Source organism: Pseudomonas sp. NFR16 (assembly GCF_900108875.1).
Classification (GTDB): Bacteria; Pseudomonadota; Gammaproteobacteria; order Pseudomonadales; family Pseudomonadaceae; genus Aquipseudomonas.
This window is the reverse complement of the sequence record NZ_FNYJ01000001.1, coordinates 708,578-723,637: the sequence shown is the minus strand read 5'-3', so window position 1 is coordinate 723,637 and position 15,060 is coordinate 708,578. Positions and strand designations below refer to the sequence as shown.

At 59.0% G+C, this 15,060-nt stretch carries 7 protein-coding genes; 5 read left to right on the top strand and 2 right to left on the bottom strand.

Features of this window, described 5'->3' with window-relative positions; all coding sequences use genetic code 11:
* The first annotated feature begins 539 nt into the window (after positions 1 to 539).
* The 3 genes from BMZ10_RS03205 (at position 540) to BMZ10_RS03195 (ending at position 11,547) form a co-directional block, all read left to right on the top strand.
* Positions 540 to 1,640 (top strand): low temperature requirement protein A, encoded by a 1,101-nt coding sequence (locus BMZ10_RS03205; protein ID WP_093458597.1) that lies wholly within the window; start codon positions 540 to 542, stop codon positions 1,638 to 1,640.
* 456 nt (positions 1,641 to 2,096) lie between these two features.
* Positions 2,097 to 10,748, top strand: coding sequence for a glycoside hydrolase family 94 protein (locus BMZ10_RS03200; protein WP_093458596.1), 8,652 nt, complete (start codon positions 2,097 to 2,099; stop codon positions 10,746 to 10,748).
* Positions 10,749 to 10,821: 73 nt separating this feature from the next.
* Positions 10,822 to 11,547, top strand: a complete 726-nt coding sequence (locus tag BMZ10_RS03195) for a Crp/Fnr family transcriptional regulator (protein WP_093458595.1) — start codon at positions 10,822 to 10,824, stop codon at positions 11,545 to 11,547.
* A gap of 297 nt (positions 11,548 to 11,844) precedes the next feature.
* Here the strand turns inward: BMZ10_RS03195 and BMZ10_RS03190 are convergent, their stop codons facing one another.
* The gene (locus BMZ10_RS03190; RefSeq protein ID WP_093458594.1) at positions 11,845 to 12,639 is read right to left on the bottom strand and encodes an alpha/beta fold hydrolase; all 795 of its coding nucleotides are present in this window, start codon (positions 12,637 to 12,639) and stop codon (positions 11,845 to 11,847) included.
* A gap of 103 nt (positions 12,640 to 12,742) precedes the next feature.
* Here BMZ10_RS03190 and BMZ10_RS03185 point away from each other — a divergent pair, with 103 nt between their 5' ends.
* Both BMZ10_RS03185 and BMZ10_RS03180 read left to right on the top strand, forming a co-directional pair.
* On the top strand, positions 12,743 to 13,660 hold the full coding sequence (locus BMZ10_RS03185) for a LysR family transcriptional regulator (RefSeq protein WP_256214315.1): 918 nt from the start codon (positions 12,743 to 12,745) through the stop codon (positions 13,658 to 13,660).
* Between the two features lie 159 nt (positions 13,661 to 13,819).
* Positions 13,820 to 14,284, top strand: a complete 465-nt coding sequence (locus BMZ10_RS03180; protein ID WP_143070246.1) for a hypothetical protein — start codon at positions 13,820 to 13,822, stop codon at positions 14,282 to 14,284.
* A 266-nt stretch (positions 14,285 to 14,550) separates the two neighbouring features.
* On the opposite strand, the gene BMZ10_RS03175 is transcribed toward BMZ10_RS03180, so the two are convergent.
* On the bottom strand, positions 14,551 to 15,060 hold the full coding sequence (locus BMZ10_RS03175; protein ID WP_093458591.1) for a nucleoside deaminase: 510 nt from the start codon (positions 15,058 to 15,060) through the stop codon (positions 14,551 to 14,553).

Sequence of the window (15,060 nt, the reverse complement as noted above, 5' to 3'; positions counted from 1 at the left end):
TGTCCACTCGTGCGTCGGTCGCGCACTGTAGGCAACTCCGCCCCGCTGAAGAAAGGCTCAGAGGTGACATAAAAAGCAGTGTCAGATTGACGCCGTTTGGCGGTGAAAGGACCACGACCATTCCGCCGATGTGATCGCCCTCTGCCCGAACGACTAGCAGCAAGATACGTGTACGAAGTGCTGCTGGCCTTGGAGAATGTCGAAAATTCGTCCGGCGACTACGGTTAGCGCCAAACACGGCTATAGTCACTGGTGAGCCGGGGAGCATCCAGCCGATCTGCTACACGCTTGGCCCTCAATCCAATACCGCGAAGACACGGAGGACTTCGTCGTGCTTCTAAATGCGAAATTTCAACGTCTGGCGGCCGAAAACACTTAGGTTCAGGCTGAAATAAAGGCTTCGTTTCTTTTGTGAATCCACTGCTGGTGGATTGAGTTATCCCGCCGGGCACGTTGTATCCCGCTGAGCACGCCTCAACCACTCATCTATCAAGGTTCAGGCAATGAACACTTCTAGGTGCACGCGGAGCCAGCAGCGAATGAAATCTTTGAAGTATTATGAAAAAAATCGACACGCCACATGGCTGGAGTTGTTTTTTGACCTGATTTTTGTCGTTACCATTGGCAAGGTGACGCATACGCTCGGACATCTTCATCAAGGCCACTTTGAACATGAGCAATTATGGAGTTTCTTGCTGCTCTTTGTTCCATTATGGTGGATCTGGTCAAGCCACACTATTTACTCCAACAGGTTTGATACAGACGGCCATCTCCACCGCCTGTCAACATTATTCATAATGTTATTACTCATCGTGCTGTCCGCACGGATTGGCGAAAAACTGGAAGTATACTACCCGCTTGTTATAACCTGCTATGTCGGTATACGTGCCATCATCAGCATCATGTACATCACGACCATAAATACTGTCGACGACCGTAGCGAATTCGCCTCCAGGCTCGGCTTCGCCCTTTTACTAAGCTCAGCTGTCAGTCTTTCATCCGTTATTTTTGACCCGCCCATGCGTTACATGGTGGCTTACCTTGGGATTTTTCTTGATATTCTGCTTCCTGTTTTTTCCTGGAGCAAATTAAAACCTCTGCCAGCGCATACAGAACACTTGGTTGAACGATTAGGCTTACTCACCCTCATCTTGTTGGGCGAGTCAGTGATCAGCCTTTCTGGAGGGTTATCTGACATTCAATGGAATCCTTATAATGTAATGGCGGCAATCACCGGATTTATCATGATTTGCAGTATATGGTGGATCTATTTTGATAGCTTTTACCTGCTGAGCAAAAATGAAAGCAGCATGAGTGGGCACTCCTTAATCTACTCGCACCTTTTCCTGTTTATAGGACTGGCCCTCCTGGCCAATTTGATCAGGCACGCAATCTTGAACGACATTGCGATACATGATTTCCAAATGATGTCAGTCATCGGCATGGTCTTATTTTTCTTAGGCAAGCAATATGGCTACTTCATAGCCGTCCCTAAAATTAGGAAATACATTATTGAAAACACGGTAATCGTTTTTTCTCTAGGTGGCCTAGCTATATTTCTGCCTCGTGTCGAGTACATATTGATCGGTCTAACATTCACCATGATCGGATATGTTTTGCTGAATTTCAGGTACCGTTAAGTCATTCTTGTTAAACCCTAGCTTGGAAGGAGTTCCGCGAAACCCCGCAGGCAAAGTCGAGCAACCCGCCCGAGAGCAAGAAAGTGGATTGATCGATGTACCCATCCAACTGCCCTAGGTAAGTCGTAGGCCGTGCAAGAACCTGCCCTTCACGAAGGGCTATTTTGGGTCGGAAGCGGCCGACCATGGGCTAATTGCATTCGGCCAATAGCAGCCACTCAGATGTGATAGCCCGGCAGAACGGCGACCGGATTACCCTTGGCCCCGCCGGGATCGCCAGGTTGGATCCTGCCCTCCCCTATGTTCGCCAGCGCACAGACGCACCTGCCCGCCTATCGCCACACTCAGCGCTGCACAGCGGCGTGTGGAAAAGCGCTGCCAGGCGCTGACGGGCTACATCGGCGCACCTCTGAAAAACTCGCGCGATGACAGCCACGCGTCTCAGGCTCACAACTGATGAATAGCACATGGACACGTGTACGGGGAGTGGTTGCTCGCTTGTCCGGGATTTACCGGAACGGGTCGCTTTCCCCCGCTCGGTTCAAATACGAACCGATTCTGCGCGCCGAGCTCTTCAGCGCCGATCAGATGGCCAGCCATGGCATCACCCTGGCGAGACAGCATCAGCTGAGCGCCCTTTCGGCGCGCGACGCGATGCTGAGCAGGCTCGACGACAACGAGTCTCTGCTTAAACGCAGTTGCACGGTGCTGTCCGAGGCGCAGGTCTCCAGCCGTCGTGTCACTCCAGCGGCCGAATGGCTGCTGGACAATTACTTCCTGATCGAGGAGCACATTCGCACCGCCAGAACCCATCTGCCCAAAGATTACAGCCGAGAATTACCGCGCCTGATAAACGGGCCTTCTGCGGGGCTTCCGCGGGTCTACGACATTGCTCTGGAAACGATCTCCCATGGCGACGGGCGGGTCGACGGACAGGGCCTGAGCCGCTTCATCTTCTCGTATCAGACCGTCATGCCGCTGGCCCTCGGCGAGCTGTGGGCGATCCCGATCATGTTGCGACTGGCGCTGATCGAAAACCTGCGCCGCGTCGCCTCTCGGGTGATGGCCAACGCGGACGATCGTAACCTGGCCGATGACTGGGCCGAGCGTCTGATCGAAACTTCGGAACGCGATGTCAAGAGCGTGGTGCTGACCGTCGCCGACATGGCCCGGTCTACCCCGCCGATGACCGCGGCTTTCGTCGCCGAATTCACCCGACGCTTGCAAGGTCAGAGTGCTGCATTGGCGTTACCCCTTAACTGGATCGAGCAGATGCTGGGGGAAAAAGGCTCCAGCATCGAGCGTCAGGTTCAGCTCGATGCCCAGCAACAGGCGGCCGATCAGGTCTCCATCAGTAACAGCATAGGCAGCTTGCGATTATTATCCGCCACGGACTGGCGGGAGTTTGTCGAGTCGATGAGTCATGTCGAACAGATCCTGAGTGAAGACCCCGCAGCGGTTTACCGGACGATGGGCTTTCGCACCCGCGACAGCTATCGGCATGTCATCGAACGCCTTGCCCGGCGCTGTACGCAGCACTCGGAAATTCAGGTGGCACGCGTCGCGATCGACCTTGCCGCGGCTCAGGCAGCGGCGGTCTCTTGCGAGGTTCTGACGCACCATGTCGGCTATTACCTGATCAGCGACGGACTGCCCCTATTGGAAGAAAGACTCAACGCCCGGGTGCCGATTCATGAGCGCTGGAAACGCCTGTTGCAGCGCTCACCGCTCATCTTTTACCTGGCTCCGGTGTCGCTGCTGACGCTGATCTTTGCGTGGCCGCTACTTTCATCCGCGCATCGCGACGGCATGCCGGATGTGGCGCTGCTGGTCCTGGCGATTCCTTGCATGATCATGGTCAGCCGCCTGGCGATCAGCCTGATCAACTGGCTGGTAACCTTCAGCCTGCAGCCTGCCGTCTTGCCAAAAATGGACTACGCCCAAGGGATCCCCGACGATGCTCGAACGCTGGTGGTCATCCCTACGCTCATCGCACATCTCGCCGATGTGGATGAGTTGGTGGAGGGCCTTGAGGTGCGCTTTCTCGCCAACCGCGACAGCAACCTGTACTTCGCCTTGCTCACTGACCTGCTCGATGCCGCTGAAGAGTCTCTGCCGCAGGACGCCGAGCTGATCGCCCGGGCCTCGGGTGCAATCACCCAGCTCAACCGCAAATACCCTGATGGGATCACTGACCGGTTCTTCCTGCTGCACCGGCCTCGTCGCTGGAATCCGGGCGAGCGAGTCTGGATGGGCCATGAACGCAAGCGCGGCAAGCTGATTGAACTCAACGCGCTGCTGCGTGGCAGTGGGCGGGAGCGCTTTAACGCCATTGTCGGCGACATCACCCCGCTGCAAAGTGCCCGCTACGTGATCACCCTGGACACCGACACCCTGCTGCCCCGTGACGCCGCAAGCCAATGCGTGGCCGCCATGATGCACCCGCTGAACAAACCGGTCTTCGATGCCATGGGCGAACAAATCATTGCCGGCTATGCGGTGTTGCAGCCCCGGGTGGGTATCAGCCTGACCAGCGTCACGCGCTCGACCTATGCACGACTTTTCGGCAGCGACGCGGGTGTCGACCCCTATACCCGGGCGGTGTCGGACGTCTACCAGGACCTGTTCCAGCAAGGCTCTTTCATCGGCAAAGGCATCTATGACGTGGACGCGTTCACCTGCGCGCTCGAAGGTTGCCTGCCCAATAACCAGATCCTCAGCCACGACCTGATCGAAGGCTGCTATGCGCGCTCGGGCCTGCTCAGTGATGTGCAGCTGTATGAACAATACCCTTCGGGCTACAACGCCGATGTCAAACGTCGGCATCGCTGGATTCGCGGAGACTGGCAGTTGCTGCCATGGGTCTTGCCCTGGACCCGCAACGCGACCGGCGCGTGGATGCTCAATCGGCTCAGCGTCATGGCGCGCTGGAAGATTCTCGACAACCTGCGGCGCAGCCTGGAGCCGCTGTCGACGTTGATGATGCTGGCGTGGGCGTGGCTCGCCAGCAGTGAGCCGCTGGGTTGGACGCTGACGGTCGTCGGCTTGCTGGTGGTTCAGCCGGTGCTTCGCGCCACGACCGAACTGATGCAGCCACCCGCCGGTGTGCCCTACCGGCAACACCTTGTGGCGCTGATGGGGGATCTTGGGCAAGAACTTGCCCGCGTCTGCCTGGCGCTGGCCTGGTTGCCCTTCGAGATGCTGTACAGCACCGACGCAATCCTGCGCTCGCTGTGGCGGCTCGGTTTCAGCAGGCGGCTGCTGTTGCAGTGGCAGCCCTCGCGGGAAGTCGAGCGCATGACCCAGAGCCGGTTGCCGGGTTTTTATCGGTTGATGTGGATCGCTCCGACGCTGGCACTGATCACTGTCGCGCTGCTGCTCGATACGCCGCTGACCCTGATCATCGCCAGCCCCCTGCTGCTGGCATGGCTGGCAGGTCCGTGGATGGCCTGGCGGCTCAGTTCGCCTGCCGGGGAGTCGGTGTTCAAACCGTCGGAGCAGGACCTGCGTTTCTTGCGCGTGCTGGCCCGCCGGACCTGGGCCTTCTTCGACCAGTACGTCGGGTCGCAAGACAGCTGGCTGCCGCCTGACAATGTGCAGGAAGCCCCCAGGGCCGCCATTGCCCATCGCACCTCACCGACCAACATGGGCATGTCGTTGCTCGGCCACCTGGCCGCCCATGACTTCGGGTATCTGAGCAGCGAACGTCTGCTGACACGACTGGCCGCATCGCTGGACAGCATGAATGGCCTTGAACGGCATCGGCAGCATTTCTACAACTGGTACGACACGCAGACGCGCGAGCCTCTGCAGCCACGCTATGTCTCGACGGTGGACAGCGGTAACCTGGCCGGGCTGTTGTTGACCCTGCGCGCGGGCCTGGCACAAATCGCCGACGCCCCGATGGGCGGACTGGCCGTGATCAACGGTCTGCGCGACACGCTGGATACCTTGACCCAGGCGCGACACGCCAGCGAGGCCGAGGATTCCCCACTCAATCAGCTGAGAAAAGAACTTGAGCGCGCCTCGCAAACGCTTGATCCGGACGCCTTGGCGGACCTGTTGCACACCGCTCGAGGCATGGTTTCAAGCGCTCAACTGGGGAACGATGAAGAGAGCGTCTATTGGCAACAAGCCTTCATCGCTCAGTGCGTCGACTGGACTGAAGAACTGCAACGCTTTCGACTGCCCGCGCCACTGGCCGGCCCGCAGGTCTCCCCTTATACCCTGCGCCAACTGGCAAGCCTGGACACCGCGCAATGGGATGTCGGGCGGCGAAGCGACATCGAGCAGGTACGTCGCGTCGCCACGGAGCGGCTGAACCTTCTGGACCGCCTGATATCGCTCGCAGGTGAAATGGCGCAGATGGACTTCTCGTTGCTCTACGACAGCCCGCGTGACCTGTTTGTCATCGGTTACAACACTGACGAGCGTCGACTCGACACTGGCTATTACGACCTGTTGGCCTCTGAAGTACGGCTGACCAATTACGTGACCATCGCCCAGGGACAAATGCCCCAGCGCGCCTGGTTCACCCTCGGCAGGTTGCTGGGCGAAAACGCGGGGGTGCCGACGCTGCTGTCATGGTCCGGCTCGATGTTCGAATACCTGATGCCGATGCTGATCATGCCCAGCTACGACGGCAGTCTGCTGGACCAGACCTGTCGCGCCGCCGTGGCGGTCCAGATCGAACACGGCAAGGCCCTGGGCATTCCCTGGGGCGTGTCGGAATCGGGCTACTACACCCTCGATGCGCATCTGAATTATCAGTACCGGGCTTTTGGCGTTCAGGGTCTGGGCCTCAAACGCGGGCTGAGCGACGACATCGTGATCGCCCCCTACGCCAGCGCGCTGGCGCTGATGATCGATGCCAGCGCTGCCTGCAAGAACCTGCAGCGCCTGGCCTTGCAGGGGGCGTCGGGGCGTTTCGGCATGTATGAAGCGGTGGACTACACCGAAGCGCGTTTACCCCGCAGCCAGCCGTTCGCTGTGGTCCAGTCGTTCATGGCTCACCATCAGGGCATGAGTCTGCTGGCCTTGACCAGCCTGCTGCTGGATCATCCCATGCAACGGCGTTTTGCAGCGGACCCGGCGCTGCAATCCGCGCTGTTGCTGTTGCAGGAACGCGTACCCAAGGCCGCCGCGCCCTATCTGAAAACCGAGCAATCGCCGCCGCTCGGTGACAGTGGCCAAGACCCGGGCCTACGAGTATTTGCCGACCCAGGCCGCAAACGTCCGGCCGTCCAATTGCTGTCCAATGGTCGCTACCACGTGATGCTGACCAGTGGTGGCGGCGGTTACAGCCGTCGCCATGACATGGCGGTCACTCGCTGGCAGGAAGACACCACCCAAGACAATTGGGGCATGTTCTGCTACCTGCGTGATGTCGAGACCGCCACAGTCTGGTCAGCGGCCTATCAACCCACCCTGTATCAGCCTGAAAGCCACGAAACCATTTTCAGCGACTCCCGGGCCGAGTTCAGGGCGCGAAATCTGGATTTCGACACCCATCTGGAGATCGTCGTCTCACCTGAAGACGACATCGAACTGCGACGATTGCACCTCACCAACCGCGCAGCGTTCGCCAAGACACTGGAGATCACCACCTACGCCGAAATGGTGCTCACTGCGTCGAGCAATGACGCCATGCACCCGGCGTTCAGCAAACTGTTCGTGCAGACTGAGCTGCTGCCCTCGCTGCAAGCCATTGTCTGCAGTCGCAGGCCGCGTGCCCGCGATGAACCGACGCCCTGGATGTGCCATTTACTGGCGGCGCACGGGGTCGACATCGACGACATTTCCTATGAGACGGACCGCATGGAGTTCATTGGGCGAGCACGCAGCCTGGTCTCGCCCCAGGCCCTGGATGCCGGCTGCGTGCGGCTGTCGAACACCGCTGGCCGGGTACTCGACCCGGTGGTCGCCATCCGCTGCCGGGTCACGCTGCGACCCGGCCAGCAAGCGACCATCGATCTGGTGACCGGTGTCGCCAACAGCCGCGACGACTGCCTGTCGCTGATCAACAAATACCGCGACCGCCACTTGGCCGATCGTGTGTTCGACCTGTCCTGGACCCACAGCCAAGTGCTGCTGCGCCAGCTCAACGGGTCGTTGCCCGACGCCCGGCTGTTCGAGCAAATGGCGTCCTCCTTACTCTACGCCAACACCTCGATGCGCGCCGACGCGGCCGTCCTGATCGCCAACCGACGCAATCAGTCAGGGCTCTGGGGGCAGGCGATTTCAGGCGATCTGCCTATCGTGCTGTTGCAGATCTACAGCCTGGAAAACATCGAGCTGGTCCGGCAACTGGTGCAGGCCCACGCCTATTGGCGGCAAAAGGGGCTGGTGGTGGATCTGCTGATCTGGAACGAGGATCAGGCGGGCTATCGGCAGCAGTTGCAGGACGCAATCATGGGCTTGATCACGTCGGGCAGCGAAGCGACGCTGCTGGATCGTCCGGGCGGCATCTTCGTGCGCCCCGCCCAGCAGATATCGGCGGACGACCGTATGTTGGTGCTGTCCGTGGCCCGGCTGGTTCTGAGCGAAGGCTTCGGCACCCTGGCCGAGCAGGTTCATCGGCGCAGGGTTTCACCGGTGCATGCGCCGTTCGTGGCCACCCGGCAGTACCAGGCGACGTCGAGCTCGGCCATGCCCAGCCATTCGCCATTGGTACTGAGCAATGCCTATGGCGGTTTCAGCGCCGATGGCAGCGAATACATCATCACCGGTCTGGCTGCGCACCCCACGCCTGCGCCCTGGGCCAACGTGCTGGCCAACGCGCGTTTGGGCACCGTGATCTCGCAAGCGGGCAGTGCCTACACCTGGGCTGAGAACGCCCATGAGTTTCGTCTGAGTCCCTGGCACAACGATCCGGTCACTGATTGCAGTGGCGAAGCCATCTATCTGCGCGATGAAGAGACCGGGCATTTCTGGTCGCCAACGCCACAACCCTGCCCGGGCGTTGGCCCGTATCGCACGCGACATGGCTTCGGTTACAGCGTGTTTGAACATGAAGAAGACGGCATTCACAGTGAGTTGTGGATCTACGTGGCCCTGGACGCCCCCATCAAGTTTTCTCGCTTGTTGCTGACCAACCGCTCCGGGCGCGCCCGCACGCTGTCGGTGACAGGCTTTGTGGAATGGGTGCTGGGGGATCTGCGCAGCAAGTCGGCCATGCACGTGGTCACCCAGTCAGATCCGGTGACAGGTGCCCTTTTCGCCCGCAATGCCTATTCACTGGAGTTTTCAGAAAGGGTGGCGTTTTTCGACACCGACACCGTCGAGCACGGCGTCAGCGCTGACCGCACCGAATTCCTGGGCCGCAGCGGAACGCTCGCCTCGCCCGCGGCCATGGCTCACGCGGGGTTATCAGGCCGGGTGGGTGGTGGGCTGGACCCTTGCGGGGCGTTGCAAGTATCAGTCGAGCTGGCTGAAGGCCATGACCAGGAAGTCATCCTGCGCCTGGGTGCAGACACCTCGACGCAGGCGGCGAGCCAGACCGTACAACGCTTCAGGGGCAGTCAGGCCGCCGCGGCGGAACTCAAGAAAGTCCGCGAGCACTGGCGTTCGGTGCTGGGCGTCATTCGCATCGAGACCTGCGCGCCATCGGTAGATGTCATGGTCAACGGCTGGCTGATGTATCAGGTCATTGCCTGTCGCTTCCAGGCTCGCAGCGGCTACTACCAGTCCGGCGGCGCCATTGGCTTTCGCGACCAACTGCAAGACAGCATGGCGATGATTCACGCCGATCCCGCCGCCGTTCGCGCGCACCTGTTGCTGTGTGCCGGGCATCAATACGTCGAGGGCGACGTTCAGCACTGGTGGCACCCACCGATGAACCGTGGGGTGCGCACTGCGTGTTCTGATGATTTCCTGTGGCTGGTCGCCGCCACCAGTCGCTATGTCAAAGTGACTGGCGACGCCGGTGTACTCAACGAAACGGCAGGCTATCTGGAAGGACGCCCGCTTGCTCCAAATGAAGAGTCCTATTACGACCTCCCAGGGACGTCGGCCTTGCAGGAGTCGCTGTATCAGCATTGCGTGCGCGCCGTCAAACACAGCCTGCGACGGGGTCGTCACGGCTTGCCACTGATGGGCAGCGGCGACTGGAACGATGGCATGAATCAAGTCGGTCATCTGGGCGAGGGTGAAAGTGTCTGGCTGGGGTTTTTCGGTTATGAGGTTTTGGAGCAGTTCACTGAGACGGCACGCCTGCACGGCGATCAGGCGTTTGCCAATCGATGCAACGAAGAAGCGCATGCGCTGCGGCGTGACCTCGATCAGCACGCCTGGGACGGCGCCTGGTATCGCCGCGCCTGGTTCGACAACGGCCAGTTGCTCGGCTCGGCAAGCAACGAAGAATGCCGCATCGACTCGATCGCGCAGAGCTGGTCAGTGCTGTCGGGCGCCGCGTCGCTGACGCGACAACGCCAGGCCATGGCGTCACTGGACGAACATTTGATAAAGCGGGATATCCGCGCGGTGCTGCTGCTTGACCCTCCTTTCGACAAGGGCGTTCTGGAACCCGGCTACATCAAGGGCTATGTGCCCGGCGTGCGGGAGAACGGCGGTCAGTACACCCATGCGGCGGTCTGGGCAGGGATGGCTTTCGCCCAACTGGGGGATGCCAGCAAAGCCTGGGAAGTACTCAACCTGATCAACCCTGCCGCCCCTGCCAACCAGGCGCGGATCGACGCCTACAAGGTAGAGCCTTATGTCATGGCTGCCGATGTGTACGGCACCGCACCCCATGCCGGGCGTGGCGGCTGGACCTGGTACACAGGTTCCGCTGGCTGGATGTACCGCTTGATCGTCGAGTCGCTGCTGGGTTTACAACGTGTAGGCCTGACCTTGAGGCTCGAACCGCTCATTCCTGTTGGCTGGCCCGGTTTTATCCTGCACTACCGCGTCAAAAACGCCCTTTATCATTTTGACGTCCGCCAGGGCAGCTCGGACTCGACCTCGATGATCCGCGACGGTCAGCCTCTGGATGACAACCTGCTGAAGCTTAACGACGAAGGCGGCGAACACTGGGTTCAGGTCGATTGCCGCGCCTCATCACTCAGGCCTCAGGTGCTGGACCCTGTACAGGCCGTCGATGAGTCATGATAAGGCCCCAGCACCGGGGTACAAGCGTGTACCCTGACCCGGTACGCCCTCTCCTTAATGACGGTGCCTTGCCATGCCAGCCCCACCCCGGCCCAGCGACAACCACATGCTCGCCGCGCTCCCGGCGGACGAGCTGAAGCGCCTTGCACCCCATCTTGAGCAGGTGCGCCTGGCGCTGGGCGATGTGCTGTACGAACCCGGCGATACCCTGCGTCACGTGTATTTTCCGACCGACTCGATCGTATCCTTGCTGCATGTCACTGAAAATGGCTCGTCCGCAGAAATTGCGGTGGTGGGCAATGAGGGGCTGGTCGGTATCGCGCTATTCATGGGGGGCGAAAGCACCTCCAGTCGTGCCGTGGTGCAAAGCACGGGATTCGCCTTCAGGCTGCCGGGGCAAAAGCTGAAAAAGGAGTTCAACCGCCACGGCGATCTCCTCCTGCTCATGCTGCGCTACACCCAGGCGCTGATCACGCAGATGTCACAGACCGCCTTGTGCAACCGTCATCACTCGATCGATCAGCAGCTGTGCCGCTGGCTGCTGCTGTCCCTTGATCGCTTGCAGGGCAATCACCTGAACATGACTCAGGAATTGATCGCCAACATGCTCGGCGTGCGTCGGGAAGGCGTGACGGAAGCGGCAGGTAAACTGCAACGCCAGGGCGTCATCGAATACAGCCGCGGACAAATCACGGTGCTGGATCGTCCGCGTCTGGAGAGGCTCAGCTGCGAGTGTTATCGGGCAGTCAAGACAGAAACAGATCGCTTACTGCACTACACGCGCCGTCAGGACGAATAAACGCGTACACACCGGGCTGTCGGCGGGGCCGAATCGGCTTGATCTTTAGACTTGTTTGAAAGACGTTGTCACGCGCGTGCCGACACATCGGGCGAGTGAGATCGACTGGTCATTGCGGCAGCAGTGACAAGACTGCTAGCTAACGCAAGCTGATCTGAACAAAGGCTGTCAACGAACTGGCGACTCTTGCTCCATAGCCCAACCTGCTGAAGCCCGGTCGGCACTGCGGCCGCCAGCTACGGCTATTCGGGAGTGAGCGGCCTGCGCAGCTGCCCACTCAACGGTTTCTTGCCTTTTTCAGGCGGGCAGTTCCTCGATGAAGTTCACAATGGAATCAGCGATTTCTGTCGGCGACTCCAGCGGAGACAAATGCCCTGTGCTGGCCAGCTCAACCAAGCGGGCGCGAGGAATTCGCGTAAGAAGCTCGGCCTTCAAGACCGCGGGGCTGTCGACTTTATCCAACTCCCCTGCAATGATCAGTGTTGGGACATTGATCTTGCCGACTTCACCGGTTATGTCCTCTTGGCTAGTGGACTTAGGCCATGCTGCCTTCGCTTCCGGCAACCCTTTAAGGCTGTCCTCGATTAGCTGCTTACGGTGCTTTTCACCCAGTGATTTTCCCGTGAGCATGTGATCAATTGCCATCCCCACCGAATCGGCAGACTCATAAGCGGATGCCATAGCTTCAAGAGCCGGCGGCGGCAAATTCAGCGGACCCGGGGGTGCAGGGGCAACGAGCACCAGCCCCTTCAACCCGGCAGGACGCTTGGACGCCAAGAGCTGCGCGATTTTCCCACCCATCGAATGGCCAACCAGCACATAGTTCTCAAGCTCTAATTGCTCAAACAGCGCTTGAGCATCTGCCACAAAATCGCCAAGGGCGTAGCTGGAAGCTGTTGCCGACTGAGCGGGTAGAGAGTCCCCCCACCCGCGCAGGTCTGGTCTGATCAGACGATAGCCTGAAGGCAAGGCTGCAACTACGTCGTCCCAAGTGCGTGACGAGCCTCCCCAGTAATGGAGGAACACGATTGCTGAAGTTCCCTTACCCTCGTCTTTGAAGCCAATGTTGATACCGTTTGCGAGCAAAACCATCCGTAAGCACCTTCTAATGGGACTGTTCGGCTGCATGTTAGATAGATAACGTACAGACGATAATCCACAAATTGCTATCATCACTCCGTCTTCTGGCTATCGAATGAAAGCAATGGACCGGTTTACCAGCATCAGCATTTTTGTCTCTGCGCTAGAGGACGGCAGCTTGGTCGCTGCTGGTCGCCGTTACGGTTTCTCAGCCTCAATGGCCGGCAAGCATGTAAGTGCTTTGGAGTCTCAGCTCGGTGTCCGCTTGATCCAACGCAGCACTCGTAAACTCAGCGCTACTGATGCAGGGCGAGCGTACTACCTGCGTTGTAAACGCATCATTGAAGAGTTTGAAGAAGCAGGCCAGGAAGCTAGCGACAGCGGTGTCGTCATCCGAGGTACGCTACGCATCGCAGTCCCAGTGACATTTGGCGAGCTTCATGTTGCTCCAATCATCGGTCGCTGGCTTACAGCCCATCCTCAAGTCAACGCTGAGGTCATTGCCGATGATCGGTATATTGATCTCCATGCGTCCGGGATTGATGTCGCCATCAGGATTGGCCGGCTCCCTGACTCATCTCTGATCGCAAGGCCATTGGCGCCGTGTCGAATGGTGCTTTGCGCTAGCCCGGCTTACCTCGAACTCATAGGTATCCCCAAACACCCGCAAGATCTAGAATCTGCTCCCCGACTGGCGTTCAGCGAAGCGGTCTCGTCCGGTGCCTGGGTGTTACATGACGGTGGAAGCAATCCACACCTGATCGACGGGCCGGTACGTATGCAGGCCAACAACATGCAGATGCTTTTGTCTGCAACTTTTGAAGGGCTGGGCATCGCCTATGGCCCAACTTTCGTATTCGGACCGCACCTACGCGATGGCTCTCTCATCCAGTTGCTGCCTGATTTCAAGCCTGCGGATCTCGAGATCCATGCCGTGTACCAAACCTCGAAGTACCTTCCGTCCAAGCTACGCAGCTTTGTAGACTACCTCGCGCAAGAGCTTGCGGGCCAACCCAGTTGGGACCACTTCTAAATGGGGCACTGAGACAGGCGCAGCCCCCAACGTCATCATCGTGCTTGCTCAAACCGGGCTTGGAGTGGGAGTCAGGTCAACAAATAACTCGTCACCTGAATCTCCCTTTGTTGGAGCGCCCCTGCTCAAACCGTTCCACTGGAGCAAACGGGAGTGTATTTGAAATTCGTAGTGGTCGTGGGTCTGTATGCGTTGTTGGGGCTGGGACTCTATACGCTGGGCGCCGGAAACGTCAGCTTGGGCCTAACGCTGAAGCTGTTACCGCCGTTCTCCTGGTTCTCCATCAGCGACCATGTTGCCCGCTATGCATGGGTGTGCTTTGCCTATGCGTCACTCTTCCATCTGACGTGGGCGATAACCGTTCGAATAAAGCCCAGTCAGTGGATCGAGCGTCCCACGATCCGGGTTCTGCTGTACCTGCTGGGAAGGGCACTCTTTTTCTTTCTCCTATCGGTATTTATTCTCGCCCTTAGCTCAGCCAGCATGACAAAGCAACCCGTCGGTGACGGTGCTCTTTACCGCATGATACTCATCTCTTGCTTTTTACTTGGAGCATGGTCGTGGAACGCTGGCGCTTTCATAAAATATCTTCATGGTCTTCTCAGAGGCGTCGGCACGCGCTAGCGACTGTCCGAATCTCAATGTCTGCGAATCCATACGGACACTGGTCGACAGTGCTGGTCATGATTGACTGCTTTAGGCCAAAAGCAGCCGCTTGACCAACCAGTGGCTTACTATGTAGCGTCGACCTTCTGCTCCGAATCATTCTTCTATCGGCAGAGAGTTACTTAAAGCCGCAGGCGGGGCTATCGAGGACATCGATACGCTGGAGCTAGCCGCTGTGATGAAAGAGCCCCAGCCTCCCAGCCTGACGTTCCGGCAGAACCCCTTTATGACCAGAACCCTATATGAGCTTCGGCGGCCTCGGCTTCTAGCATCGGCCCCAATACGCTGACCTTGCGCTGGCCCCTGGTAAATACTTCGCGACACGGCAAAGCAAACGTCGGGTTCTCGGGATGATCCCCCGTCAGCCCAAGTAACAAGTGCTCCGACAAGGCGTAAACCACGCGTCCAATCCCGGTCCAATACACCGCACCGGCACACATGCAGCAGGGCTCGGCACTGGTGTACAGCGTGCACTGCTCCAGCTCTTGCGCAGACAAAATCTTCGCGGCGCCAGCCGCAGCGACCAGTTCGGCGTGCTGCGTGGGATCGCCCTGCGGCGGCATCGAATTGTTGCCTGCTTCGACAATCACCTTGCCATCGCGGTCAGCCACCAGCGCCGCGAATGGATGACGACCACGTTGTTTTGATGCCTGCGACAAGGCGATGGCCTGGCGCAGCAACCCCAGATCCAGATCGCTGACGCCGGCCGGAATGGGCTGAGTGAATTGATTCAT